The sequence below is a fragment of the Pantoea cypripedii genome (genome assembly GCF_002095535.1).
Taxonomy (GTDB): Bacteria; Pseudomonadota; Gammaproteobacteria; order Enterobacterales; family Enterobacteriaceae; genus Pantoea; species Pantoea cypripedii.
The window spans coordinates 2,174,377-2,200,583 of the sequence record NZ_MLJI01000001.1; the positions used below are offsets into that span (position 1 = coordinate 2,174,377).

The 26,207-nt window shown below is 55.2% G+C and carries 26 protein-coding genes; 14 read left to right on the plus strand and 12 right to left on the minus strand.

The features are described from left to right. The first annotated feature begins 1 nt into the window (after nt 1). Nucleotides 2-649: an osmoprotectant ABC transporter permease OsmW gene (osmW, locus tag HA50_RS10095; RefSeq protein WP_084874892.1), complete on the plus strand. Its 648-nt coding sequence runs from the start codon at nt 2-4 to the stop codon at nt 647-649. Beyond that, entirely contained in the window at nt 649-1,785 is a 1,137-nt protein-coding gene (gene osmV, locus HA50_RS10100; RefSeq protein ID WP_084874894.1) for an osmoprotectant ABC transporter ATP-binding protein OsmV, read from the plus strand. Before osmW ends, osmV begins: the two co-directional genes overlap by 1 nt. A 133-nt stretch (nt 1,786-1,918) precedes the next feature. Here osmV and HA50_RS10105 read toward each other — a convergent pair whose 3' ends face one another. From HA50_RS10105 to HA50_RS10120, 4 genes are all read right to left on the minus strand, one after another. Next, entirely contained in the window at nt 1,919-3,295 is a 1,377-nt protein-coding gene (locus HA50_RS10105; protein WP_084874896.1) for a nucleobase:cation symporter-2 family protein, read from the minus strand. 178 nt (nt 3,296-3,473) lie between these two features. Further along, complete coding sequence (gene bioD, locus HA50_RS10110; RefSeq protein ID WP_084874898.1) at nt 3,474-4,190, minus strand: dethiobiotin synthase; 717 nt, start codon at nt 4,188-4,190, stop codon at nt 3,474-3,476. 90 nt (nt 4,191-4,280) lie between these two features. After that, nucleotides 4,281-5,498, minus strand: a complete 1,218-nt coding sequence (mlc, locus tag HA50_RS10115; protein ID WP_084874900.1) for a sugar metabolism global transcriptional regulator Mlc — start codon at nt 5,496-5,498, stop codon at nt 4,281-4,283. Between the two features lie 135 nt (nt 5,499-5,633). Further along, nucleotides 5,634-6,530 carry a LysR family transcriptional regulator gene (locus tag HA50_RS10120; protein ID WP_084874902.1) on the minus strand — a complete coding sequence of 299 codons (897 nt, stop codon included), beginning with the start codon at nt 6,528-6,530 and terminating at the stop codon, nt 5,634-5,636. A 94-nt stretch (nt 6,531-6,624) separates the two neighbouring features. Here HA50_RS10120 and HA50_RS10125 point away from each other — a divergent pair, with 94 nt between their 5' ends. From HA50_RS10125 to HA50_RS10140, 4 genes are all read left to right on the plus strand, one after another. After that, nucleotides 6,625-7,881, plus strand: a complete 1,257-nt coding sequence (locus tag HA50_RS10125; protein ID WP_084874905.1) for an MFS transporter — start codon at nt 6,625-6,627, stop codon at nt 7,879-7,881. 166 nt (nt 7,882-8,047) lie between these two features. Next, nucleotides 8,048-8,299 (plus strand): hypothetical protein, encoded by a 252-nt coding sequence (locus HA50_RS10130; RefSeq protein WP_084874907.1) that lies wholly within the window; start codon nt 8,048-8,050, stop codon nt 8,297-8,299. A gap of 112 nt (nt 8,300-8,411) precedes the next feature. Beyond that, entirely contained in the window at nt 8,412-8,951 is a 540-nt protein-coding gene (gene cybB, locus HA50_RS10135) for a cytochrome b561 (RefSeq protein ID WP_084874909.1), read from the plus strand. Between the two features lie 172 nt (nt 8,952-9,123). Then, nucleotides 9,124-10,308, plus strand: coding sequence for a sugar transporter (locus HA50_RS10140; protein ID WP_084878466.1), 1,185 nt, complete (start codon nt 9,124-9,126; stop codon nt 10,306-10,308). 46 nt (nt 10,309-10,354) lie between these two features. Here the strand turns inward: HA50_RS10140 and bhsA are convergent, their stop codons facing one another. Next, nucleotides 10,355-10,612: a multiple stress resistance protein BhsA gene (bhsA, locus tag HA50_RS10145; RefSeq protein WP_084874912.1), complete on the minus strand. Its 258-nt coding sequence runs from the start codon at nt 10,610-10,612 to the stop codon at nt 10,355-10,357. Between the two features lie 294 nt (nt 10,613-10,906). Here bhsA and HA50_RS10150 point away from each other — a divergent pair, with 294 nt between their 5' ends. Then, the gene (locus HA50_RS10150) at nt 10,907-11,557 is read left to right on the plus strand and encodes a TetR/AcrR family transcriptional regulator (RefSeq protein ID WP_084874914.1); all 651 of its coding nucleotides are present in this window, start codon (nt 10,907-10,909) and stop codon (nt 11,555-11,557) included. Between the two features lie 28 nt (nt 11,558-11,585). Here HA50_RS10150 and rhaM read toward each other — a convergent pair whose 3' ends face one another. The 4 genes from rhaM to rhaB are packed head-to-tail and all read right to left on the minus strand — an operon-like array spanning nt 11,586 to nt 15,464. Then, nucleotides 11,586-11,900 carry an L-rhamnose mutarotase gene (gene rhaM, locus HA50_RS10155; RefSeq protein WP_084874917.1) on the minus strand — a complete coding sequence of 105 codons (315 nt, stop codon included), beginning with the start codon at nt 11,898-11,900 and terminating at the stop codon, nt 11,586-11,588. Further along, nucleotides 11,890-12,732, minus strand: a complete 843-nt coding sequence (gene rhaD, locus HA50_RS10160; protein ID WP_084874920.1) for a rhamnulose-1-phosphate aldolase — start codon at nt 12,730-12,732, stop codon at nt 11,890-11,892. The genes rhaM and rhaD overlap by 11 nt, the downstream gene beginning before the upstream one ends. A gap of 10 nt (nt 12,733-12,742) precedes the next feature. Beyond that, the gene (locus tag HA50_RS10165; protein ID WP_084874922.1) at nt 12,743-13,999 is read right to left on the minus strand and encodes an L-rhamnose isomerase; all 1,257 of its coding nucleotides are present in this window, start codon (nt 13,997-13,999) and stop codon (nt 12,743-12,745) included. Continuing rightward, nucleotides 13,983-15,464 (minus strand): rhamnulokinase, encoded by a 1,482-nt coding sequence (gene rhaB / locus HA50_RS10170; protein WP_084874923.1) that lies wholly within the window; start codon nt 15,462-15,464, stop codon nt 13,983-13,985. Before rhaB ends, HA50_RS10165 begins: the two co-directional genes overlap by 17 nt. Nucleotides 15,465-15,756: 292 nt before the next feature. On the opposite strand from rhaB, the gene rhaS reads away from it, so the two are divergent. Then, on the plus strand, nt 15,757-16,578 hold the full coding sequence (gene rhaS / locus HA50_RS10175) for an HTH-type transcriptional activator RhaS (RefSeq protein ID WP_084874926.1): 822 nt from the start codon (nt 15,757-15,759) through the stop codon (nt 16,576-16,578). 15 nt (nt 16,579-16,593) lie between these two features. Then, nucleotides 16,594-17,457, plus strand: a complete 864-nt coding sequence (gene rhaR, locus HA50_RS10180; RefSeq protein ID WP_084874929.1) for an HTH-type transcriptional activator RhaR — start codon at nt 16,594-16,596, stop codon at nt 17,455-17,457. A gap of 37 nt (nt 17,458-17,494) precedes the next feature. Here rhaR and rhaT read toward each other — a convergent pair whose 3' ends face one another. Continuing rightward, nucleotides 17,495-18,529, minus strand: coding sequence for an L-rhamnose/proton symporter RhaT (rhaT, locus tag HA50_RS10185; RefSeq protein WP_084874930.1), 1,035 nt, complete (start codon nt 18,527-18,529; stop codon nt 17,495-17,497). Nucleotides 18,530-18,897: 368 nt separating this feature from the next. On the opposite strand from rhaT, the gene HA50_RS10190 reads away from it, so the two are divergent. The 3 genes from HA50_RS10190 (at nt 18,898) to aldA (ending at nt 20,982) form a co-directional block, all read left to right on the plus strand. Continuing rightward, nucleotides 18,898-19,221 carry a hypothetical protein gene (locus tag HA50_RS10190; RefSeq protein ID WP_084874933.1) on the plus strand — a complete coding sequence of 108 codons (324 nt, stop codon included), beginning with the start codon at nt 18,898-18,900 and terminating at the stop codon, nt 19,219-19,221. 24 nt (nt 19,222-19,245) lie between these two features. Then, nucleotides 19,246-19,344 (plus strand): YoaK family small membrane protein, encoded by a 99-nt coding sequence (locus tag HA50_RS31035; protein WP_139807978.1) that lies wholly within the window; start codon nt 19,246-19,248, stop codon nt 19,342-19,344. A gap of 201 nt (nt 19,345-19,545) precedes the next feature. Beyond that, nucleotides 19,546-20,982 (plus strand): aldehyde dehydrogenase, encoded by a 1,437-nt coding sequence (gene aldA / locus HA50_RS10195; protein WP_084874935.1) that lies wholly within the window; start codon nt 19,546-19,548, stop codon nt 20,980-20,982. Nucleotides 20,983-21,064: 82 nt separating this feature from the next. Here aldA and HA50_RS10200 read toward each other — a convergent pair whose 3' ends face one another. Then, entirely contained in the window at nt 21,065-22,339 is a 1,275-nt protein-coding gene (locus HA50_RS10200; protein ID WP_084874937.1) for an MFS transporter, read from the minus strand. Beyond that, nucleotides 22,336-23,757 (minus strand): M20 family metallopeptidase, encoded by a 1,422-nt coding sequence (locus tag HA50_RS10205; protein WP_084874940.1) that lies wholly within the window; start codon nt 23,755-23,757, stop codon nt 22,336-22,338. The genes HA50_RS10200 and HA50_RS10205 overlap by 4 nt, the downstream gene beginning before the upstream one ends. A gap of 150 nt (nt 23,758-23,907) precedes the next feature. Between HA50_RS10205 and HA50_RS10210 the strand changes: the two genes are divergently transcribed. After that, nucleotides 23,908-24,840 (plus strand): LysR family transcriptional regulator, encoded by a 933-nt coding sequence (locus HA50_RS10210; protein ID WP_084874942.1) that lies wholly within the window; start codon nt 23,908-23,910, stop codon nt 24,838-24,840. A 100-nt stretch (nt 24,841-24,940) separates the two neighbouring features. After that, a complete protein-coding gene (gene pepT, locus HA50_RS10215) occupies nt 24,941-26,167 on the plus strand; it encodes a peptidase T (RefSeq protein WP_084874945.1) in 1,227 nt (408 codons plus the stop codon). Nucleotides 26,168-26,207 lie beyond the last annotated feature (40 nt).

A 26,207-nucleotide genomic window follows, 5' to 3' on the forward strand; every position in this document is an offset into this window, starting at 1 on the left:
TATGGATACCCTGCATTACATCATGGATAACTGGGACACCCTGCTGGCCCTGACCTGGCAGCATACCTGGTTGGTGCTGGTGGCAGTGGGTTTTGCCATTGTCGTTGGTGTGCCGCTCGGCATTTTGATTGTGCGCTTTAAATGGCTGGCGACGCCGGTATTGGGTATTGCCACCATTGTGCTGACTATTCCGACCATCGCGCTGTTTGGCCTGATGATTCCGCTGTTTTCGCTGATCGGTCAGGGTATTGGTGCCCTGCCTGCCATCACCGCCGTGTTTCTTTATTCACTGCTGCCAATTGTGCGTAACACCCACACCGCACTAGAGAACTTACCACCGGGGCTGCGTGAAGCAGGACGTGGTATCGGCATGACCTTCTGGCAGCGTCTGCGCTGGGTCGAGATCCCCATGGCATTGCCGGTGATTTTTGGTGGTATCCGCACCGCCGTGGTGATGAACGTCGGTGTGATGGCGATTGCCGCGGTGATCGGTGCGGGTGGTTTGGGCCTGCAACTGCTGGATGGCATCAGCGGCAGCGATGTCCGTATGTTGATTGCCGGTGCGTTGATGATTTGTGTGCTGGCTATTGTGCTTGACTGGCTGCTGCATCGTTTGCAGTCGGCGCTGACTCCTAAGGGGATTCGATAATGATAAAACTGGAAAACCTGACGAAAACCTTTACCCAGAAAAACGGCACCCGCTTCAATGCCGTTGATAACGTCAGCCTGGAGGTTCCCGCCGGGGAAATGTGTGTGCTGCTCGGTCCTTCTGGCTGCGGCAAAACCACCACGCTGAAAATGATAAACCGACTGATTCCCGCGACCAGTGGCAGAATTTTGATCAATGGTGAAGACACCAGCATGCAGGATACCGTGACGCTACGCCGTAATATCGGCTATGTGATCCAGCAGATTGGTTTGTTCCCCAATATGACGATTGAAGAGAACATCACCGTGGTGCCTCGTATGCTGGGCTGGGATAAAAAACGTTGCCGTGAACGCGCGACCGAGCTGATGAGCATGGTGGCGCTGGATCCGACAAAATTCCTGCATCGCTACCCACGCGAGATGTCCGGTGGTCAGCAGCAGAGGATCGGCGTGATCCGCGCGCTGGCGGCGGATCCACCGGTACTGCTGATGGATGAACCTTTCGGTGCCGTTGACCCGATTAACCGCGAGGTGATCCAGAATGAATTCCTCGACATGCAACGGCAGTTGAAGAAGACGGTGATGCTGGTCAGCCACGATATCGACGAGGCATTGAAGCTCGGTGACCGCATTGCGGTGTTTGGACAGGGCAAAATTGTGCAGTGCGCCAGCCCGGATGAATTGCTGGCGAAACCGGCGAATGATTTTGTCGGTTCGTTTGTCGGCCAGGACCGGACCCTGAAACGTTTGTTGCTGGTGCAGGCGGGTGACGTCACCGATCAGCAGCCAACCATTACCGTGCAGCGCAGCACCCCGCTACAGGAAGCCTTCGCCACCATGGACGATAACGATATGCGCTCGGTAACGGTGGTGGATAATGATGGTAAGCCGCTGGGGTTTGTGAAACGCCGCGAAGCTCGCGGGGCCAATGGACGCTGTGAAGAAATGCTGCATACCTTTACCGTCACCGGCAAAGCCGAAGAGAACCTGCGTGTCGTCCTGTCCAAATTGTATGAACACAATTTGGTATGGATGCCGATTGTCGATGAGGATGGTCGCTACAGCGGGGAAATTTCGCAGGATTATATTGCGGACTACCTGAGTTCGGGCCGGACACGTCGGCGGTTGAATCCTTAACTGACGATCCGTAGCGGCGCGATTTATCGCACAATCCGGTGCACGATGCGGGAAAACCCGCGCGATTTATCGCGCAATCCCCTGCGCGCTGCGGGAAAAACCCGCGCGATAAATCGCGCCGCTACGTCAGTGTTTAATGGGAGTCCTCTGCGGCGGCTGTCGTCAGTGCAGCGTTGCTCTGCTCTGATGGCAGCATCACGTTAAGCACAATCGCCAGGATGCCGCCGGTGGTCACCGCATGGCCAAACAAATTGGTGATGATCATCGGGAATTGTTTCAGCACATCCGGCACCGCTTCTACACCCAGACCCAGACCAAATGACACTGCCACAATCAGCATTTCACGCCGTCCCAGTGGCGTCTGCGTCATCACGCGGATCCCCGCAGCGACTACGCTACCGAACATCACCAGCGTTGCCCCACCCAATACCGGCGGCGGAATTTGCTGCAACAGATTACCAATCACCGGGAACACGCCCAGCAACACCAGCATCAGACCAATCACCATGCCGACATAACGGCTGGCGACACCGGTCATCTGAATCACACCGTTATTCTGCGCGAAGGTGGTGTTCGGGAAAGCAGAGAACATCGCGGCCAGCACGCAGCTGATGCCATCCGCCAGGATGCCGCCCTGCAAACGACGCTGGAAGCCCTCTCCCTCAATCGGCTGGCGCGACAGCAGGCAGTTGGCAGTGAGATCCCCTACCGCTTCGATAACGCTAATCACAGAAACCAGCGCAATCGGCACAAAGATCGCCCAGTCGAAGTTGAAGCCAAAGCGGAAAAAGCCCGGCATCACCAGCCAGCTGGTGGTTGCCATCGGTTTCAGTTGGAGATGGCCGGTCAGCGCGGCAGCAATACAACCTACGGCGATGCCCGCCACCACTGCAATCAGTCGTGCCCAGCGGTTACGTGAACGGTTGAGTGCCACAATCACCAGCAACGTCAGTGCACCCAGCGCCAGGTTCCACGGCGCGCCGAAATCAGCCGCGTTATGACCACCGGCCCAGTCAGTGATGCTGACTTTTATCAGGCTGATGCCAATCAGGGTGATCACGGTGCCGGTCACCACGGGTGTTAACACTTTACGTAACGGCGCGATACAGCGGCTGATCAGCATCGGGATCAGGGCGGCGATCAGGTTGCAACCAAAGATCATCGCCATGATCTCTTCCGGCGATCCGCCGCGTGCTTTCACCATCAGGCCGCCAGACAGGATCACGCCGAGGAAGGCAAAACTGGTGCCTTGCAGGCAGATCATCCCCGCGCCAATGCCCATAAAACGCCGCGCCTGGATAAAGGTACCCAGACCGGAGACCAGTAACGACATGCTAATCAGATAAGGAATATAAGCCTGTAATCCCAGTACCGAACCAATAATCAGCGGCGGCGTGATGATCCCCACTACGCTGGCCAACACATGTTGCAGTGCGGCAAAAAATGCGGGGACTGGGCCTATGCGTGCTTCCAGCCCGTACAGCAAACCTTTTTCATCTGAGTGCGACATAACGGTGCTCCGGCAGTAAATTCATCAGGTCAGCTGATGCATGAATCACGCCAGAGCAATAAGTTTCAGTGATATTTTTGGCAGGGTGTTGAATTTGAAGGGGATTAATTTGGCAAAAAAGGCGGCCGAATCTGCAACCTTAGATTCAGCCACTCCGCATTTGCCACTTTTCGTTTCATCACGCTGCGGGTTTTGCACTGTCGTTGTGCGCCAGGCGGTTATCCAGCAGCGAAAGATCGAGATAGCCACTCAACTCGCGCTGTTCTGCACGCGGCAGATAAGGCAACTCACCCAATAACGGTGCGGCTAGCTTTTCACTCAGCACATCAATGATTTCAGCATAATGTGCCAGCCCAGGGTTGATGCGATTGGCAACCCAACCCACCAGCGGCAAGCCATCCTGTGCTATGGCCTCGGCAGTCAGTAAAGCATGGCTGATGCATCCTTCTTTAATCCCAACCACCAGAATCACCGGCAATTGCTCCTGTTTTACCCAGCTTGAGAGCGGTTGCAGATCATTCATCAGGCAGCGCCAGCCACCCGTACCCTCAACCACTACATGCGGGGCGCGCTCCTGCAAGGCAGCCAGCCCTTTACTGAGCAGCGGATAATCAATTTGATGGGTGGGACTGGTGCTGATTTCATCCTCTTCCAAAGTAATAGGATTGATCGAAGCATATGGTAATACCAGGCCAGAAGCCTGCTGCAATAACAGCGCATCCTTGTTACGCAAACCCTCAGGGGTCTGTTTTGCGCTTTTAGCAATGGGCTTATAACCCACGGCGCACTGACCTGCCTGTGCAAAGCACTGCAGCAGCGCGCGGGAAACCACGGTTTTGCCCACCGCGGTGTCGGTACCGGTGATAAAGAGTGTTTTCACCCTTCCTCCTAACATTTAGCGATGTGAACCAGAGGTGACGAAGGGGCAGTGTAAGTAAATGTCGTACCTGACAGATTGCGTTAGCGCAAACTTAGGGCGAGCTAATCAACCCTGGAGCAGTTTTACCAGCAAATGACCGGAATAAAGGGCATCTTTGATTAACGCCGCAGCGCCTAATGTGCCGGGTTCGTTAAACGCGGTGGGGGCCAGTTGGATTTCGTCGCTGTAAGCGGGCAAAGCCTGCTGGCGAATGGTGCTGCTGACAGCAGGAAACAGGACGTCAGCGGCCTGATTGAGGGGGGAACCGATAAGTATTTGGCGTGGATTGAAGATATTAACCATCATTGCCAGCATGCGGCCAATATGATGTCCGACCCCGGCAATCACATCGGTCGCCAGACGATCGCCCTGCTGTGCCGCCTGACACAGGGTTTCAATCGTTAGCGGGGCCGCGTGCAGGCGGCTCTCCGGCTGGGTCGGCAGGCGCAATTTCGCCAGGTTAAGCAAACTGCCAATGCTGGCGACGGTTTCCAGGCAGCCATGATTGCCGCAGTAACACTGCTGACCATAAGGATCAATTTGCGTGTGACCAATTTCCACCAGCGCCCGCCCGCTCTTGTGCAGCAGTTGTCCACCGGTAATCACCCCGGCTCCCACGGTTTCATCAATCACAATCTGAATCACGTCCTGCGCCCCGCGTGATGCGCCAAACAGCGATTCAGCCAGAGTCCAGGCGGAAATATCATGCTGCACGAAAACCGGCACACCGCTGCGCTGCGACAGGGTCTCGCCCAGCGGCATATCCTCAATATCGTAACCGGGGATACGGTGCACAACACCGGATGCAGCGTTAATCAGGCCCGGCAGCGTAATGGCGATAGCCGTCAGGCGCTCCAGCTTTTTCTGATGTCGGATAAAAAAGGCATCGATCAGTTCCAGCAGCTCCTGCAACAACGGCTTGTCCGGGCCGACGATCAACGGCAGACGCTCCTCCTGCAAGGCTCGGCTGCTGAGGTCGCGTAATGTCAGGGTGATGTGACCAGGCTGAATACGCACCGCCAGATAGTGCCAGGCCAGGGTATCCAGCAGCAGGCCGATAGCCGGACGTCCACGGCTGCCCGCTTCCTGAAACTCGGTTTCCTGAACCAGATGCGCATCCAGCATTTCACGGACGATTTTGGTAATGCTGGCAGGCGCCAGCTGGGCGCGTTTGGAAAGTTCTATACGCGAAATCGGGCCGAAATGATCGATCAGTCGGTAAACCACGCCTGCATTGGTCTGCTTTATCTGGTCAATGTGGCCAGGTTGACTGTCCTGATTCACGCCCTGCTCCCGGTTATTTTCGCGCTTCTAAATAAATAGCAACTATGGTGCGGCAGAATGGCGGATAGCGCCAAATATTTGATTAGATATGTGATTTATCGCACATAAAGCCTGGTGTTTTTCTCACCCACTGGATTAAGTTTCGGCGTTGCGCTGTAAAAGCATCATCATATTCGCCATCTGCGCGCTGGGTTCGCGGGTGGCTGACCACACCAGCCATACCTCCGAAAGCGCATCGCTTTCATGCAGCGGTAGCCAGACCACATCAGCCAGCCGTGCACGGCGAAACGACGCGGGTAATATCGACACCCCCAGCCCGGTCGCTACCAGCCCGAGAATCGTCATCGCCTCACCGACTTCCTGGGTGACGAAAGGTTTGATCTGGTAACGATGCAGTAAGGCAAGAATCTCACCATATAGGGCAGTGCCGCCCTGGGGATCAAAGAAAACAAAGGGTTCATTGGCCAGTGCCTGGATGGAGATGGACTCGGCATCGGCCAGCGGATGCGCCCAATGCACCACCGCACAGAGCGGCTCACGCAGCAACAATTGATGCTGCAAATCAGCGGGCAACGGTGTATTGCGCATCACACCCAGATCGAGACGTCCTTCATGCAACGGTGCCAGCTGCTGCCGGGTGTTGATCTCCTGCATCTGGATATGGACTTCCGGCCAGCGCTGACGGAAATGGTAGAGCGCATCAGAAACCAGCCCGGTAAAAGGCGCGGATGAGGTAAAACCGATGCGCAGCTCCCCTTCCTGACCATTATGTAACCTGACGGCACGGCTGGCGGCCTGTTCGACCTGCAGCATGATCCCGCGCGCATCCAGTAAAAACTGCTGCCCGGCGGCGGTCAGTTGCACGCTGCGATTGGTACGGGTAAACAGCTGCGCACCAATCTCCTGTTCCAGCTGCTGGATCTGCTGGCTGAGCGGCGGCTGTGAAATATTCAGGCGCTGAGCAGCACGGCCAAAATGCAACTCTTCTGCCACGGCAATGAAATAGCGCAGATGACGCAGTTCGATATTCATACTTTAAACGTCTCATTCGAGATTATTAATATATTGTACAACCTATTCATACTTTCCTACGATATCAATACCTTCATAATCTTAAGGATTTTCCGTGAGTCGCTCTTCTCAGGCTGTGACACTCGATGAGGACGAAGTGTCCGTTGTGCCTGCCTCAGTTCCCGCATCAGCAACATGGATTGAACGTGGTTCGCCGCAATTTATGCGTGTCACCCTTGCCCTGTTCTCTGCTGGCCTTGCCACCTTTGCCCTGCTTTATTGCGTCCAGCCAATTCTGCCCGTGCTTTCCCAGCAGTTTGGCGTATCGCCAGCGGCCAGTAGCATCTCGCTGTCGCTTTCGACTGCCCTGATGGCACTGGGATTGCTGGTCACCGGCCCGCTGTCGGATGCTATTGGTCGCAAATCGGTGATGGTCACCGCGTTGATGCTGGCGGCCATCTGTACCGTCATTTCTGCCATGATGACCAGCTGGCACGGCATCCTGCTGATGCGGGCGTTGATTGGTTTATCGCTCAGTGGTGTGGCTGCGGTGGGGATGACTTACCTGAGCGAAGAGATTCATCCACGCGTGATTGCCTTCTCGATGGGGCTGTATATCAGCGGTAACTCGATTGGCGGGATGAGCGGACGTTTGCTGACCGGGGTGCTGACCGATTTGTTCTCATGGCGCATTGCCATTGGGGTGATTGGCTGCTTTTCGCTAGCTTCCGCGTTGATGTTCTGGAAAATCCTGCCTGCTTCGCGTCATTTTCGCCCGGCTTCTCTGCGTCCACACAACCTGCTGATCAATTTCCGGCTGCACTGGCGAGATAAGGGCTTGCCGCTGTTGTTCGCCGAAGGTTTTCTGCTGATGGGCGCATTTGTCACCCTGTTCAACTACATTGGCTACCGTCTGTTAAGTGCCCCGTGGTTTCTCAGCCAGGCAGTGGTGGGATTGCTTTCTGTGGTCTATCTGACTGGCTCCTGGAGTTCGCCTAAAGCCGGTGCCATGACCAGTCGCTTTGGACGCGGTCCGGTGATGATCGCGGCCACCGCTATCATGCTGTGCGGATTATTGCTGACAGCGTTCAATACGCTGTGGATTATCCTGCCCGGGATGATGCTGTTTACCGCAGGTTTCTTTGCCGCTCACTCGGTTGCCAGCGGCTGGATTGGTCCGCGCGCGCGTCGTGCGAAAGGTCAGGCATCATCCCTCTATCTCTTCAGCTACTACGCGGGTTCCAGTGTTGCCGGTACCTTAGGTGGCGTGTTCTGGCACAGCTTTGGCTGGAGCGGCGTCACGCTGTTTATCAGCATGCTGCTGGTGCTGGCTTTACTGGTCGGCTGGCGTTTGCAGTGCCGTAAACTGTAGTAGCCTGCATCTTTATAACGAGGTCATTGCGCCCCGTTTTCCCACGCAAAAAACACTTCCTGATAAACCTTTAGTCCCAATCAAAACAAAATATCAATTGCTAGCTATAATTTGTTCTATTCCAACTATTGTTAGACTTTTTTTTTCACAGCAACGAGGAAGTCAGATGGGACTCTATTATTATGTCGATAAACACGCAGGCTTTAACGATAATCATGTGGTACATGCCACCGGTTGTCCCTTCCTTCCTCCTGACGCGGCACGGCGTTTTCTTGGCACTTTTTATACCGCGAACGCCGCGATTCAACAGGCGCGAAAATTTTTCCCCAGCGCCATGGGCTGCGAACATTGCTGTCCGGTTTTGGTAAAAAAAAACCTGACCACTCAGAATAACGTGGCGCTAAAACACATGGTGTGACTCTGATAATCCCGGCCTGGATCCCGTCGCAGCGGTGCGCCATTTTGTTAAGCTTTCCTGTGGCATTCCGCTATGTTAAACACACATAAATTTGCTTGTGGTTGGATCGTTGATGCGGGAAAAATTCGCGAAGTCACAAATCGCCCTGCACTGGTTAACTGTGCTATTGATCGCCATTGCTTACACCACCATCGAACTGCGGGGCCTGGTGCCGCGTGGTTCGTTGCTGCGTAATCTGATGATCGTGACGCACTTTAGCTGCGGGGTCTCGGTATGGGTGCTGATGCTGGCGCGTGGTGTGTTACGCCATCGTCACGTTTCGCCGGATATTCTGCCGCCACCGGCACGCTGGCAACAGGGTTTAGCCCACCTGATGCATCTTCTGCTGTACGCGCTGTTTCTGGTATTACCTATCCTGGGAGTCACCTCGAAGTATCTGAATGGGCGTCCCTGGGAATTATTCGGCATGGTGATGCCCGTTAGTGCGACGCCTGATTTTGATCTCGCCGATAGCCTGATTAGCTGGCACGAGACCCTCGCACCACTCGGTTACTGGTTAATCGGCCTGCATGCGGCCGCCGCATTACTGCACCATTACGTATTCAAGGACAACACGCTGTTGCGCATCATGCCAGCACGCAAACGCGGCTGATAACCTCAGGCTATTGACTTTGGCGTTGGCGATAAAAAATATTCAGCAATAAAACGCCCTTAGAAGGTTTCCCTCCGCGTTTTAATCCATCACAATAGGCACAAATTGTGATGGATGTCACTTTACATGGGTGCCTTTCGCCCTTCATTTGCTGCTGACTGATCTGAAATTAATGCAATCAACAACCGTCTCCCGTAAAACGGCCTGGCTACGCGTGGTGCTGCTGGCCATTGCCGCTTTTGTCTTTAATACCACCGAATTTGTGCCGGTTGGCTTATTGTCAGATATCGCCGCCAGCTACTCGATGAAAACAGCGGATGTCGGCATCATGCTGACCATCTATGCCTGGGTAGTGGCGCTGTTATCGCTGCCGCTGATGCTACTGACGCGTAACATTGAGCGTCGTCTGCTGCTATCGATCCTGTTTGTGCTGTTTATCGCCAGCCATGTGCTTTCGTCTGTGGCCTGGGATTTCACCTCACTGGTGCTCTCCCGTATCGGTATCGCCCTCGCCCATGCGGTGTTCTGGTCGATTACCGCGTCACTGGCGATACGCGTTGCTCCGGCGGGTAAAAAGACCCAGGCGCTGAGTATGCTGGCCACCGGCACCGCGCTGGCGATGGTACTGGGCGTGCCGATTGGCCGCGTGGTGGGTCAGTATCTGGGCTGGCGCACCACCTTCGGTATGATTGGCTTATCCGCTTTGGTACTGCTGGTGCTACTGGCGCGTATTCTGCCGCGTCTGCCAAGTGAACATACCGGATCGCTCAGCAGCGTACCGATGCTGTTTCGCCGACCAGCACTGGTCAGTATGTATGTGCTGGTGACATTGGTGGTGACCGCCCATTACACCGCCTACAGCTATATCGAACCCTTTATGCAGGTGGTGGCGAATTCCGGGGAAAACTTCACCACCTTGTTACTGCTGTTGTTCGGCTCTGCGGGGATTATCGGTAGCGTGCTGTTCAGTACCCTCGGCAATAAATATCCTTCCGCCCTGCTGATTGCGGCCATCGCTGTGATTACCTTGTGCATGGGTTTGCTGATTTTTGCCGCCGTGCGTCCGGCAGCCATTTCCACGCTCTGTATCTTCTGGGGTATGGCCATGATGATGATCGGGCTGGCGATGCAGGTACGCGTGTTGTCGCTGGCACCGGATGCCACCGATGTGGCGATGTCGCTGATGTCCGGTATTTATAACATCGGCATTGGTGCCGGAGCGCTACTGGGGAACCAGGTCAGCCTGCATTTAAACATGGCGGATGTGGGTAATGTGGGCGGATTAATTGGTCTGGTCGCGTTGTTCTGGTGTATCTACATCTTCCGTCGTTATCCGCAATTGCGTTCGAACGGGTAGGCAAGAAAGGGCTTCAGATACGCTGTTATCTGAAGCCAGCCCCTTCTTATTTATAGATTTCTGCGGTGCCATGCAGGTTGTTGTTGCCAGAGGTCGAAGTGATGCGGAAAGACTTTGCTCCGGCAGCACTCGCCTTCTCCGCCAGTTGATTCTCCAGCGATGTCAAATCCGTACTACCTGATGCGCTTACCACGCCAATTTGTTGTTGGTTCACTGGCGCTTCGCTCACCAGATCAGCAGCCATGGTACCAAACGCGATTGATGACAGGGCCACAGCGGCCAGGGTCAGTTTAATGCTTTTCATGATTTGTCTCTCTTAGCAGATGAAATTAGGGTCAGTCGCCATTAAATTAACAACCGTTAAGTAAATGCTAGATCCAAAGCCGTATGCGCGTCAACTATTTTATTAACGCTCGTTATTTTAATGGGGAGTGGCGTGAGTATGGGCTTTGGCGTCGATCTGCACTTGACGGATCAGGCGGTTTTTCCGATCAAAAGCACAAACGGGCAAAGTGTGGACATCACTTTACCCGCTGCCCTTGCATATTAATTTAATGATCGGTAATTTAATGATATGTTTTCGCCGTTGTGAGGATGTATGAGCCAGATTAGTGAACCGGTCATCCGCAAAAGTCGTGGCAGACCCAAAGTCTTTGATCGCGATGATGCACTGGATAAAGCGTTGATGCTGTTCTGGGCACATGGTTATGAAGGTACCTCGCTGGCAGATTTAGTGAGCGCGACCGGTGCGAAAGCCCCCACGCTCTACGCTGAGTTTGAAAACAAAGAAGGTCTGTTTAAGGCCGCCATGCAGCGTTATATCGAACGGTTTAGTGCACAACGTAATGCCGTGCTGAATGATGCAGCGCTGGATGTGAAGTCAGCGATTGAGGCGTATTTCCGCGCCACCGCTGCCTGCTTCACCGAGTGTGACAAACCGGCCGGTTGTTTTTTCATTTGTACTTCCAGCGCCCTTTCCGCTAGTTCTGAAGAGGTGGCACGCATGCTGGAGCAGCAGCACCATGCGCAGGAGCACGCGTTACAGCAGTTCCTGGCCGCCCGTCAGCAACAGGGTGAGTTGCCTGCCTGTAGCAATACCACTACGCTTGCCAGCTTTCTCGCCTGCGTACTCCAGGGGATGTCAGTACGCGCCCGTGAAGGTGCCAGTCGGGAAGATTTAGAGCAAATCGTTGATACACAAATGGCAATTTGGCCTGCTCTGGCGGGATATTGTTCAGTAAGGACGTGACGGCGTGAGTGTTCACGCCGCCACGGGTTTATGGCAGGAAAAACATCGGTTTTAATGCTGCGCTAATCGGGCTGTTATCGGCGTTGGATGGCATCAAATCTCTCATTGATGCCCACCAGCGCTGGCAGACTTCGGTTTGTGCCACAGCCTGCCAGCGTGCTTCTGATTCAATCTCAACGCTGGCAAACAGCAAATGGCGTTCCGTATCCAGCCAGATAGCGTAATTATGCGCCCCATGCGCTTTGAGGGTCTCAGCCAGTTCCGGCCAGATGGGCGAATGACGGCGCAGATATTCCTCATGGCGATCCGCATGCACCTGCATCACAAAGGCTCTACGCAACATTGGCCCGCTCCACCTGCAACGCCGACTGCCAGGGGGTGACACCAAAGCGTTCACCCAGCGCGATCAGTTGTTCCGTGGTGATACTCTGGCGAATGCCGCCCATCGACAGCGCTTTGACCACCACTTCCGAGGATTTTTCCGCCGTATCAATCAGACCAAAGGTCTCATCCAGCGTCGGCCCCGCGCCAAAGATGCCGTGGAAAGGCCACATCACCAGGCTATGCGTCGCCATTTCATCTGCCGTTGCCTGACCAATGCCATCGGTGCCAGGGACCATCCACGGCAGGATACCCACGCCATCCGGGAACACCACCAGACATTCGGTGCTGCCTTCCCATAACAGACGAGTGAAACGCGCGGAATCCAGCTCTACCACGTAACTCAGCGCCATAAAGTTGGTGGCATGACAATGCATAATCACGCGGTCAGCACCGTGACTCACCTGCTTACGTACGCTGTGCGACTGGAAATGGGCAGCCAGTTCTGAGGTCGGCAAGCCGCCATTGCTCAATCCCCAGTGAATTTTGTACGACAGCCCGCGATCATCAACCTGCAGCAGTACCAGACTGTCGGCGGGATCCAGTTGTACATTGCGGAAAAACTTGCCGGAGCCGGTCACCAGAAACCAGTCATTTGCCAGTGCCGGAGCCGGTTTGCTAAGTTCAATACAACGTGGTTCAGCATAGAAATCCGCAGCATACGGCTGCACTTCTTCTGGCAGCAGACGCAGGCTAACGTTACCGCCGTTGCGCTCGTCCCAGCCCTTCAGCCACATATCACTGGTCGCTTTAACCATTCCCTGTACAAACGCGGAAGTGAGAATACTTTGCATGGTGTGTCCCTTAACGTTGAGCCAGAATTTGTTGTTCGTAATGGCGGACATCGCTCAGCCAGCTGGCATCTGCCGGTACGTCATGGCGCAGGCACCAGGCTTCCCAGACCGCCTGCCACGGCAGCGATTTTTGTTCTTCCAGCAGCGCGAGGCGGGCGGTGTAATCCCCTTCACTTTCCAGTTTGCGCAGCTGTTCCGTCGGCTCCAGCAGCGCGCGCAGCAGGGCTTTTTTGGCATTGCGCGTACCAATCACCCAGGCGGCAATACGATTGATGGAAGCATCAAAAAAGTCGAGGCCGATATGGACTTTGTCGAACAACTTCTGGCGGGCGATTTCATTAGCGATGGCCTGCGTTTCGTCATCCAGCAGCACCACATGGTCGCTGTCCCAGCGTACCGGGCGGCTGACATGCAGCAGCAGGCGTGGTACATACAGCATCGCGGTGGAAATTTTGTCGGAGATCACTTCTGTCGGGTGGAAGTGGCCGGCATCAAGCGTCAGCGCGATCTGACGGCTACAGGCATATCCGAGGCAGAACTCGTTAGAGCCAACGGTATAACTCTCAGCACCGATGCCAAACAGTTTGCTTTCAACCGCATCGATATGATGTTGCGGATTGAGTTTTTCGCTGATGATCTCATCCAGCGCCGCCAGCAGTCGCTGACGCGGTGCCAGCCGATCCACCGTCAGATCTTTCATCCCGTCCGGCACCCAAATGTTCATTACTGACGCCGTACCCAACTGTTCGCCGAACGAAGCCGAAATGCGGCGGCTGGCCTTGCAGTGGTCAATCCAGAACTGGCGGATGTTTTTATCTGCATGCGCCAGAGTAAAACCGTCGGTGCTCAGCGGGTGTGAGAAACAGGTCGGGTTGAAATCCAGTCCCAGTTTGTTGCTCTTTGCCCACTCGACCCAGTTACTGAAATGTGCCGGTTCAATGGCATCACGCTCTACCGGCTTATCGCTTTCCAGATAGATAGCGTGCAGATTGAGGCGTTTTGCGCCCGGAATCAGCGACATCGCTTTATCGAGATCAGCGCGCAGTTCCTCAGCATTACGCGCCTTACCAGGGTAATTGCCAGTGGCCTGGATACCGCCGGTCAGAGCACCTTGTGGGTTCTCGAATCCGCGCACGTCATCACCCTGCCAGCAGTGCATCGACACCGGAATATCATTCAGTTGCGTCATTACCTGTTCCACATCCACGCCGATCGCGGTGTAGCGTTGTTTCGCCAGGTCAAAGGCCTGTTCAATCAGCTTTGTCATAAGCAAGTTCCTTAGCGGGTTGGCTCAGCGCGGCAAAACGTGCCTGGCTGGCACGAAACGCGCTGTTGTTAAGCGGTTCGAATTTTTCTAACGGGAAGTTCTGGCTGATACAGCGACGCAGATCGGCAACATCACGCAGCTCACCGAGAGCGATCAACTGGCAGCCGACATTGCCCAGCGTCGAGGCTTCCACCGGTCCGGCAAACACCGGCAGCTGGCAGGCATCGGCGCAAAGCTGGTTGAGCAACGGATTCTGGCAACCCCCGCCAACCACATGCAGCTGACGCAAAGGTGCTGAACGTAGCTGGCCGAGTTCGCAGATGACCTGGCGATACAGCAAGGCCAGGCTGTCAAAAATGGTGCGGGCCAACGCGGCAGGCGATTGGGGAACCGGCATATGTTGTTCCGCACAGGCGTTCTGAATTTCCTGCACCATACTGGCGGGATTGATAAAGCGGCTGGCGTTGGGGTTGATCAGGGCACGGCAGGCAGGTTCATCCGCCGCCTGCTGAATCAATCCACAGAGATCGCTGATTTGCAGTTCGCTGCACACTCGCTGCAACAGCCACAGGCCCATGATATTTTTCAATACCCGATACCCCTCCGCCCCCCCTTCATTGGTGAAATTGGCGTCGAGCGCGGCACGGCTCAGGCAAGGTTGCAGGCTCTCAATCCCCATCAGCGACCAGGTGCCAGAGCTAAGGTAAGCGGCATCCTCCTGCATTAAAGGCGTTGCCAGCACGGCACTGGCGGTGTCGTGGGTGGCGACCGCCATCACCGGAATCCTGTGCCCACGGGGGCTGGACCAAAAACCGACGGTGTTACCCGGTGCGGAGGGTTTGCCAAACCAGCTGGCATCTACCCCCGCCCAGGCCAGTAAATCCGCGTCCCATTCGCCACTGGTGATGTTCAGCAATTGGGTCGTCGTGGCGTTGGTGTATTCCCAGTTCATGTTGCCGGTCAATTGATAATGCAGATAGTCCGGAATCATCAACGCATGTGCCACCTGCGCCTGCCAGTCTGGCTGTTGCAGATGCAGCGCGCGCAGCTGATAAAGGGTGTTAAACGGCAGAAACTGAATGCCGGTGCGCTGATAAATGGCCGGTTTGCCAAGATCGCTGATCGCCTGCGCCATCTGGCCGTCGGTGCGGGCGTCGCGATAGCTCACTGCCTCACCGACCCGCTGCCCATCGGCATCCAGCAGCACCAGGTCAACACCCCAGGTATCGATACCGATGCTGTCCGGCACGATACCTTCTTCATCCAGCTGTTGCAGCCCGCAACGTATCTCCTGCTCCAGATGGTCCAGATCCCAGCAGTCGTAACCGGCACGGCGCACGCGCTGATTAGTAAAACGGCGCACTTCCCGCAGGGTGATGCGCTGAGACGCGGGAGTCCATTGTGCGAGCATGACGCGCCCGCTGGATGCGCCTAAATCAATGGCAACAATGTTACGCATACTCATGGCGTGTTCTTCCTGTGATGAGATGCGTACAGAGTAAAAATCCTGTCGTCTGGTCACCTTCCCCTTACTGCCAGCGCGCCAATGCTGCTGGCATCGTTGCAAAGATGTTCGTGAGACAGCTCACAGAACCACACAAGCGCCGGGTTGTGACCTTCGCCGCATTTTCCCGAACAACACGCGAGATCTTGAAAAATTAGCCATTTTCCTGCATCGGCCGGTTGAAAATTCAAGGTAAGGCGGCAGCCGCCTGAGTAGACTCGGTTACGGTTTTGTTAATAATGAGAGGCGAGCCATGACCGTTTTACACAGCGCAGATTTTTTCCCTGCCGGGGATTACGCCATCGCCATCGAGCCACGCGTACCGCAGCAGGCGTTTCCTGAACATCACCATGATTTCCACGAAATTGTGCTGGTAGAACAGGGTTCCGGCATTCATGTGTTCAATGGTCAGCCGCAGGCGCTGTGCGCCGGTTGTGTGTGTTTCGTCCGCGATCACGATCGCCACCTTTATGAGCAAACCGACAATCTGTGTCTGACCAACGTGTTGTATCGCAGTCCGGCAGCCTTCCGTTTTCTCTCTGGTCTGCAAGCCCTGCTGCCGCGCGAGGAGGATGGCAATTACGCGTCTCACTGGCGAATTAACCACAAGGTGATGGGCCAGGCCTTGCAGATTGTTACGCAGATGAATCCGCCAGGTGTCTGGTCACTGGAGAAGCAGGCGCGTCAGGAACAGTTATTCCTGCAACTGCTGGTGTTGTTGCGCGAGGCGGGTCACAACGATGAAGCCCAGGATCAGGAAGCCCGATTGCATCGGTTGCTTGACTGGCTGAATGAGCACTACAGTGAAGAAATTGGCTGGGAGGCACTGGCTGACCAATTCTCACTGTCGCTGCGCACGCTGCATCGTCAGATGAAGCAGCAAACCGGGAATACGCCGCAACGCTACCTGAACCGGTTGCGCTTGCTTCAGGCACGCCATCTGTTACGGCACAGCGATTTGCGCATTACGGATATCGCCTTTCAGTGTGGATTTGGTGACAGCAACCATTTCTCCACCTTGTTCCGGCGGGAATTTGGCTGTGCGCCCAGAGCGGAGCGCCAGCAGATGTTGTGATTAGGAGTGACCCTCATGTCGCTAATATTGTCGCGCGAAGACTATTTCCCGGCCCCCTCTTTGCCGATTGCGGTAGCTGAACGCCTGCCGCAGCCTTCCTTCCCGCCGCATCGTCATGAGTTCAGTGAAATTGTGATTGTCTGGCGCGGCAACGGCTTGCATGTGCTCAATGATCGGCCATGGCTGATTACCTGTGGCGATGTGTTTTATATCCGTGATAACGACTGCCACAGCTATGACAGCGTCAACGATCTGGTGCTGGACAATATTCTCTACTGTCGTGACCGCTTTCATCTTGGACTGGACTGGAGCCAGCTGCTGCCGCCTGACGATGCGGAATCGCCCGGTTGCTGGCGCTTAACCACGCGCGGCATGGCGCTGGCACGCGGGGTGATCACCCAGCTGGAGCGGGAAAGCCGCAAAAGCGATCCTCTCTCCATTCAGCTTTCTGAAGCGCTTTTTTTGCAGCTGGCGCTGATCCTGCGACGCCACGGTTATGCAGCGGATCGTCCCTGGGTGTTGCCGGAGGGAGAACAGCTGGACCTGCTGATGTCAGCCTTGCAGGGCGCGATTGACCGCCCTTTCGACCTCGCCATGTTTTGTCAGCAAAATCAGTTGAGTGAACGGGCGCTAAAACAATTATTTCGCCAGCAGACCGGCATGACCATCGGCCATTATCTGCGTCAGTTACAGCTATGCCAGGCAAAATACCTGCTGCGTACTCAGGATTGGCTCATCAGTGAAGTGGCTGCTCGTTGCGGCTTTGATGACAGCAATTATTTTTCGGTGGTATTTACGCGTGAAACCGGCCTGACGCCGAGTGCGTGGCGGCAACGTTTTTTGCCAAACCGCCCGATAATGGTGAATGAAACACATTAAATCATTGCGGCGCGATAATTCGCGCCGCAATGATTAATCAGGATGCCATGCCCAGCCCGACAATATTCGCCGCAATGATGATCACCACACAGCCCAGCGACAGCACACGTACCGGACGTTGCCCAACGGCTTTCCACTCCTTCATGACCAGCCCAACCAGGCCACCGCACAGCACATACAGGCTCATATGCAGCATCCAGCTGACGAAGTCATACTGTGCCGGGATTTTGGCGTGTCCCCAGGCATAGAAGAAGAATTGCAGATACCACATGGTGCCGCCCAGCACGGCAAAGGCGATGTTGGCGAGCAGCATCGGCTTCGCAATTGAGAAATCGGCCCGTACAGAGAGATCCGACTTCACCGCCAGACGGATAAAGCAGTAGGCCAGGTTGACCAGCGCCCCGCCACCCATGATCACCACATAACTGGGCAGTGCCACATACAGCGGGTTAATGCCAAGGGCCGCAGCCGCTTCGTGCATCGGTTTTGCAGCGTCCATCGCAAAAGACATCCCGGCTGAGAAGATGCCGCAAATCACCGCCAGCACCAGCCCCTTCTTCAGATTGAACTCTTCCGCGTTGATACCCAGGGCGCGTTCTTTTAACAATCCGGCGCGTGAGACGATGGCGACGCCAATTAACGCCACAAACACGCCGAGCAACGTTAATCGCCCGCCTTCCGAGCTGAACAACTCAACAAAGCGGCCCTGGAGCAGCGGCGTCATCAGCGTACCTACCACCAGGGTAATCCCTATGGCGATACCGATGCCCATTGACATACCGAGATAACGCATCGTCAGCCCGTAGTTGATGTTGCCGATACCCCACATGGCACCAAACAGAAACACCGGCAGCAACTGCGAAAAGCTGAAGCTACCGTAGTAAGCCCAGAAATTCGGTAACAGCACCGCACTGACCACCCAGGGCAGAATCAGCCATGACATCACGCCACCGACCGACCACATGGTTTCCCATGACCACTTTTTCACCTGTTTAAACGGAGCATAAAAGCATGCGGCACTGGCGGCACCCACCAGATGCCAGAAAATACCTGCAATGATGGCACTGTTCATTGTTATTCCTTCGTAAGGTTGAGGCCAACAGGAAACCGACGGTCTCCCGATTACCCGAGAGTCTACGGCGGTCAGCTTTTACTCAGCCTTTGGATGGTTGCCGGGGAACGGGCGGAGTTGGCAATATCCGGTGGGTATTCAACATTCGGATCACAAATCCGCATTTGCAGGCAGTTACTCAGGGAAAATGGATAACTCATTTATTATTATCGATTTTTTCCGGGAATGTTGTGTTGATCAGCACAGTTTTAACCTGATTGCCAGACTCCCTCTTAACATGGCAATCACACAAAGCACGGATCATGCCTTCCCCCGGCTGCAATTAATCCGTATAACGTTGAGGAAAATCATCAGGACGAAGGATTGGGATGAATACCAAATGGTTGACGCTGATGCTCTCAAGGCCGGTAAGCCGCGTGATGCTGGATGATATCCGCGCGATCGTACCGCCTGAGTCGCTCAACATCTTCATAAATGGACTGGAAGAGATCCGCTATGCCCGTGTTGAATGCGTGCAAAGCGAAGATAACTGCGCCCTGCTGGCGTCGGCTATCGTGGTCTGGCGGCAACTTGGGCATATCCATAGTATTCATTATCAAAAAGGTGAACATCTGCGTGAAGTTGACGATGCCACGCAGTTTCAGCTGTTCAGTATGATGAAAACGCATCGTGCCCTGGTTCAGCTGGGCTGAACCCGCATTCACTTTAGGATAATCATGAAAATCGGACTGCTTTTTCCTATCGCCATTATTGTTGCCGGTGTCAGCTTTCTGGCCTGGTTTATTGCCAGCGGCGCGATGATGCCGGGTTCCTGACGTTTTCAGACTCTGCCGAACCACATAGTAACCTGCTGAATACGCAGCATTTCGCCAGTTATGCTGCGTTTATCATGTTGTTCTTCCCGTCTTTGCCATCCCTTCGCCCGCCGTGGCAGTCATAAAAAGGTGCTACACCTTGATCTGTTTCACTCTGCATTTCACACAAATTTAACGAAACCGATCGCGGAGACCCTACAGATGACAACGCACCATCAACATTTCATTAATGGCGAGTTTGTTGCAAACCAGAATGATAAATGGATTGAAGTGATTAACCCGGCCACCGAAGCGCTGCTGTCACGCGTGCCGGAAGGGACAAAGCAGGACGCCAGCCGGGCTATCGCAGCGGCAGAAGCGGCGCAACCTGGCTGGGAGGCGTTACCGGCGATTGAGCGCGGCAACTGGCTGCGTAAAATCGCCGCCGGTATTCGTCAACATGAGACGGAATTGACCGCTACCATCGTTGCCGAAGGCGGGAAAACCCAGGGGCTGGCGCAAACCGAAGTGCTGTTTACCGCCGATTATCTTGAATATATGGCGGAATGGGCGCGCCGCTATGAAGGGGAAATAGTTAACAGCGACCGCCCCAATGAAAACATTTTTGTCTTTAAAAAGGCAATTGGCGTCACCACCGGTATTCTGCCGTGGAATTTCCCCTTCTTCCTGATTGCGCGTAAAGCGGCACCGGCGCTGGTCACTGGCAATACCATCGTGATCAAACCAAGTGAACTGACCCCCAATAACGCGGCGATCTTCGCCCGCATTCTCCATGACATCAGCCTGCCTAAAGGGGTGATTAACTTTGTTTACGGCTATGGCCCGGAAGTCGGCCAGGAGCTGGCGGCGAACCCGAAAGTCGGGCTGGTAAGCCTGACAGGCAGCGTCAATGCCGGTATCGCCACCATGGAAGCCGCAGCGAAGAACGTCACTAAAGTGTCACTGGAACTGGGTGGCAAAGCCCCGGCCATCGTGATGGATGATGCCGATCTCGATCTGGCGGTGAAAGCGATTGTCAGTTCTCGCGTGATCAATACCGGGCAGGTGTGTAACTGTGCCGAGCGTGTTTATGTGCAGGAAGGCATTTACGATCGCTTTATCAACGCGTTGACCGAAGCCTTTAAGCAGGTGAAATTCGGCAACCCCGCTGAGCTGACCGACATCGATATGGGGCCGCTGATCACCGCTGCGGCACTGGGGCGTGTTGAACAGAAAGTGGCGAAGGCGGTTGAGCAAGGCGGCAAAGTGCTGCTGGGCGGGAAGCGTGCTGGCGATAAAGGCTTCTATTTTGAACCGACCATCATCACCGGTGTGCGTCAGGAGATGGAGATCATGCGTGAAGAGATCTTTGGACCGGTGCTGCCCGTCATGGCGTTTAAAACGCTGGATGAAGCCATCACGCTGGCAAATGATTGTGAATATGGGCTAACGTCGTCGATCTACACGCAAAACCTCAATACCGCAATGATCGCCCTGCGTCAACTGAAGTTTGGTGAGACCTATATCAATCGCGAGAACTTCGAAGCGATGCAGGGTTTCCATGCAGGCTGGCGTAAATCGGGCGTCGGCGGTGCCGATGGCCGTCACGGGCTGGAAGAGTATCTGCAAACCCATGTGGCGTATTTGCAGTTCTCGTAAATAAGACTTGCGCGCTAAATCGCGCCGCTGCGGAACTGTGCGTTTATTGACCGGGTCGGCATCAATGCCGACCCGGTGTTGATTAACTCAGGCGCTGCTTACTGCGCACCAGCGCGATACCACTCAGCAAGGCCACTGCCATCAGATAATAGCTCGGTGCCAGGCTGGTGCCGGTCGCGCTGATCAGCAGGGTACAAATCAGCGGCGCAAAACCACCAAACACCGTCACTGCGATGTTATAGCTGATAGCCATGCCACTTGCGCGGGTACCCACCGGGAACAGATCGGCCATCACCGAAGGCACCGTCGAGAAATATACCGACTTCAGCAGCGCCATCCAGCCCACCAGCAGGATCAGCGTGGTCGGGGTGGTGTGGTTGACCACCATCTTAAACGCCGGATAGATAGTTACCAGCAGCAGAAGCAGCGATCCCCACATCAACGGCACACGCCCGACTTTCTCAGCCCACAGCCCCATCAGCGGCGTAACCACCGTCAAAATTACCCCAGCCAGCAGCGTCGCGGTGAAGGCCACCGACCCCGGCAGATGCAGCGTTTTGGTGGCATAGGTCGGCACATAGTTGAGCATGTAGTTGACCGCAGTGGAGATCACCATCAACCCGATTGCCAGCAACATCAGCTCTTTCTGGCGGCCAAACAGGCGCTTCAGCGGTGCCGCTTCCGGCTGTTGTGCGGCGAAGCTGGCCGGTTCATGCACATGGCGACGGATATAAATGCCCAGCGGACCGATCAGCAAGCCAAACGCGAACGGAATACGCCAGCCCCACTCCTGAATCTGGCTCTCGCTGAGGATCTGCGTCAGACCCAGACCAAACGCTGACGCCATCAGGGTGCTCGCCCCCTGGGTGGCGAACTGCCAGCTGGCGATAAAGGCTTTACGCTCCGGAAAATGCTCAACCAGGAACGCCGTCGAGCTGCCGAACTCGCCACCGGCGGAGAATCCCTGAATCAGGCGCGCCAGCAGAATCAGCACCGGGGCAATCAGGCCAATCGAGGCGTAACCCGGCATAAAGGTAATAATCGCCCCGCCCAGCATCATCAGGTTGATCGACAGCAGCAGCGCCTTTTTACGGCCATGACGATCGGCGTAGTTGCCCAGCACAATCGCCCCCAGCGGACGAATCAGGAACGAAACGCCGAAACTGCCAAAGGTCAGCAGCAGCGATACCGAGGGATCGCTGGTTGGGAAGAAAGCATGGGCAATATAACTGGCGAAGAAGCCATAGACCGCAATATCGAACCACTCCAGCGCATTGCCGATACAGGTGGCGAACAGGGTTTTGTGCAGGCTGGGTTTAACCGCGCTGGCCGGTGCACTTTGGCTGAGGCTGCTCATTTGGCACCTCCGGCATGGGCACGGTGACGGGCCATCAGTTCCTCGCCCTGCTCACCCAAATCCCACAGCAGGCGCGTCATGATTTGCAGACCCTCACGCGCAATGGATTTCAGCATATGTTCGTTAACGCCATGCTGACCACAGGCCGGATACGAGTGCGGCACCCACAACGTCGGCAGTCCGAGGATATCGGAGAACACTTCGTTCGGCAGCGAGCCACCGAGATTCGGCAGCAGCGCCGGTTTTTTCCCGCTGGTCTCCGCCATGCTTGTCAGCACCCAGTGCACCAGCGGATCGGTGGGATCAAGGCGTGTGGCAGGCGATCCACGCATAAACTCCACTTTCACCTGATCAAAGCCATGTTGTTGCAGATGCGCCTCAATGTGTTGCACCAGGTTTTGCCAATCCGTTCCTACCACGAAACGCAGCTGACAAACCGCGCTGGCCTCTCCAGGAATGGCGTTCATCGGCCGTGCCGGATTGCCGGTGAGAAATGCCAGCACTTCCAGCGTGTTCCAGCCATACAGGCGTTCGGTTGGCGTCAGTCCAGGCTCACCCCAGTTAACCTCAATCTGCGGGTCGCCTGGCATGCCCCCTACTTCGATATCACTCAGAATGGCACGCACTTCATCCGTCAGTGAGGTTGGCTTCAGTGCCGCCACCTGTAATACGCCGTTGGCGTTTACCAGCGAGGCAATTGCATTCGCCAGCTGAGTTCCGGGGTTGGTGAGCAGACCGCCCCAGTTGCCGGAGTGGTAGGCATTGTCGCGTGCGTTGATGGTAAGACGAAAATTGACGCAGCCGCGCGAACCCAGGAACAGCGTCGGACGGATCGCATTGAGGCGCGGGCCATCGGAGGCAATAAACAGGTCCGCTTTCAGCAATTCGCCGTGTTCCAGACACAGCTGCGCCAGACCCGGCGAGCTGATCTCTTCACCCATTTCAAACAGCATCTTACAGTTAAAGCCGAGGCGTCCACCGCGTGCCTTAAAGACCTGTTCCAGCGCCGCCAGATTGACGCAGTGCTGGCCTTTATTATCAGCGCTGCCGCGACCGTACCAACGATCGCCCTCTTCGGTCAGCTGCCACGGCGATAATCCGTCGCACCAGTTTTCATCATCGCCAAATACCACATCGCCGTGACCGTAACTCAGCAGCGTTGGCAGCGCCGGATCTTCGATGCGTACCGCGACCAGGAACGGACGCTGGGCGGTGACCGGGTTGTCGATAAAGTGCAAAGTGAAACCGAGTGCCTCAAGTTGCGGCCCGATTTCCTGATGCAGATAGTGATGCAGTTCGTTATCGCGATCCGCACGCTGGCTTTCCGTCACCAGCGCCACGCGGCGCGCCAGTAATTGCTGGAATTCCCCGCTGTCAAAATAGTCGCTGGCCTGATTAACGACCTGTTGTACTGTCATGTTTGCCCTGTCTTTTGTTGGTTTTATCATCATCCTTATCTTTGCGGAAAGGCTGATTTGCCACAATTATCAATTTATCGAGTAAGATTTGCTTTTAAAGCAAAGGTCAGCTGCCCGATTACGAGGCATGCACCATCAGGAGGCAGGTCAGTGCTCAGCAGTGAAATTCGTTATTTTATGACGGTCGCCAATGCCGGATCGCTCAGCGCGGCCAGCGAGCAGTTGTTTGTCGCCATTTCGGCGATCAGCCGCCAGATTCAGCGGCTGGAAGCTGAAGTCGGTGTGCCGCTGTTTGACCGCCACGCCCGTGGCATGGTGCTGAACGAAGCCGGAGAAATCTTTGCTCATCACGTGCGGAAAAATATGCTGGATATGGAATATGCCCTGGCGGAAATTAAGGGACTCACCGCCGTGCGCCGCACGCAGATTCGCGTGGCCTGCACCGATGGCATGGCGTTTACCCTGCTGCCGCGCCTGTTTGCCGATTTCCGCGTCAGTAACCCAGGCGTGCTGTTCAGTCTGAAAGTCGCCAGCACCCAGGGCGTGGCTGAGTTAATTCGTAACGGCGAGTGTGATCTGGCGTTGCAGTTCAGCCTGTATGCCGAGCGTGGCGTTGAAGTCATCGGCTCCTGGCCCGCGCCAGTGCAGCTGGTGATGCATCATAACCATCCACTGGCGCAGGCTGATGAGGTGACACTGGCTGACCTGGGTCAATATCCGCTGGCGTTACCGGAGCAAAACACCACGGTGCGCCAGTTGTTTGATCTCTCCTGCCATATGAGTGGCTATGTCATTGAACCGGTGCTGACCTGCGATAACTTTTCCACCCTGTTCCATTTTCTGCTGCGAACGCCGCTGGCGGTCACCATTTGTAGCCCGTTTACCGTGATGTATGAGGCGAAAACCCACGGGTTGCTATTGCGCACGGTAGGCATTGATCAATTGAACCAGCGTACGCTGCAATTGCAGACATTATCAGGACGGCCACGCAGTGCCGCCCTGAATTTATTCCTGGATTTTCTGCACCAGCAGCTGAACACACTGGAACAATCGAGCGGTCAAAATCCGATTTCTCGCGATTAGTTGACTTCAATGAGTCTGCATCGTTATACAAGGCATTAATTAATAATTTGATTTAGTCGTTCTGCGAACGAACGCCCCGTTAAATTGATAAGGACTCCCGATGACAGATCAACTCGCCCGCCAGCTGACTCAGCGGTTTTACCGTTATCTGGCCGTTTCCAGCCAGAGCGATGCCAAATCCACTACGCTTCCGAGTACCCCCTCACAACATGCCATGGCTGAGATGCTGGCAGCAGAGCTGCGCGAGCTGGGGCTGGAAGAGATCGTCATCGACCAACATGCCACGGTAACGGCACTGAAGCGCGGTAATCGCCCTGACGCCCCCCGCATCGGGTTTATCACCCATATCGATACTGTTGATGTCGGGCTGTCAGCAGATATCCACCCACAAACGTTAACCTTTACCGGCGATGACCTGTGCCTGAATGCTGTGCAGGACATCTGGCTGCGCGTGGCTGAGCATCCCGAAATCGTGCCCTACCACGGCCAGCAAATTATCTTTAGCGACGGCACCAGCGTGCTCGGTGCAGACAACAAAGCGGCGGTCACGGTGGTGATGACGCTGATGGAGAATTTACAGGGCGATCATGGCGATATCGTGGTGGCCTTTGTACCCGACGAGGAAATTGGCCTGCGCGGTGCCAAAGCGCTCGATCTGGAACAACGCTTTGCCGTTGATTTTGCCTGGACCATCGACTGCTGCGAACTGGGCGAAGTGGTCTACGAAAACTTCAATGCCGCCGCCGCTGAGATTATTTTTACCGGCGTTCCGGCACACCCGATGTCCGGCAAAGGCGTGCTGGTCAATCCGCTGCTGATGGCGCATGACTTTATCCAGCGTTTTGATCGTCTGGCGACACCAGAGCATACCGAAGGGCGCGAAGGCTATATCTGGTTTAACGATATGCAGGCCAATGCCAGCCGTGCGGTGCTGAAAGCATCGATTCGTGATTTTGATCTCAATGGTTTTGATGCGAAGAAGCAGCAACTGGTGGAAATCGCCGATGAGATTGCCGCGCAGTATCCCACCGGGCAGGTGGCGCTGAGCATCAATGATGTCTACAGCAATATCAGCAATGCCATCGGTGAAGATCGGCGGGCAATTGATTTAATTTTTACCGCGCTGGCGCAGCTGGGGATTGAACCGAAGGTGATTCCAATGCGCGGGGGGACCGATGGGGCGGCATTGTCGGCTAAAGGCTTGCTGACACCGAATTTCTTTACCGGTGCGCACAACTTTCATTCGCGTTTTGAATTCCTGCCGGTGCCGTCGTTTGTGAAGTCGTATCAGGTGGCAGAAGCCTTGTGTTATCTGGCAGCGAGATAACACCGCGCAATCAGGTGTGCATCATTTTCGATGCACACCT